The sequence below is a fragment of the Microvirga pakistanensis genome, assembly GCF_004458765.1.
In the GTDB taxonomy this organism is placed as follows: domain Bacteria; phylum Pseudomonadota; class Alphaproteobacteria; order Rhizobiales; family Beijerinckiaceae; genus Microvirga; species Microvirga pakistanensis.
This window is the reverse complement of record NZ_SPJX01000552.1, coordinates 1-223: the sequence shown is the minus strand read 5'-3', so window position 1 is coordinate 223 and position 223 is coordinate 1. Positions and strand designations below refer to the sequence as shown.

Sequence of the window (223 nt, the reverse complement as noted above, 5' to 3'; positions counted from 1 at the left end):
GACGAGAATCTCGCGGCCTTCGCTGCTGATGGTGGACGAGCTCACGGCTCCGCCCCTGGCGGCCTGCTCGCAGGAGAAGGAAGGCGGCATGTTCCGCGTCGGCGCGCGCAAGTCCGCTCCGTCGCAATAGCCGATGGCGAGAACCCGTTCGTCGGAGGCGATTCGCTCGAAGAAACCCGCGAGCCGTCCCGCATCGTTGCCCGCCAGGAGGCCGGCGACCTGA

Annotated in this window: 1 pseudogene; it reads right to left on the bottom strand. The window is 68.6% G+C overall.

Annotated elements, in window-relative coordinates:
* Positions 1 to 223 (bottom strand): annotated as a pseudogene (locus E4K09_RS29425) (trehalose-6-phosphate synthase); the annotation flags it as partial.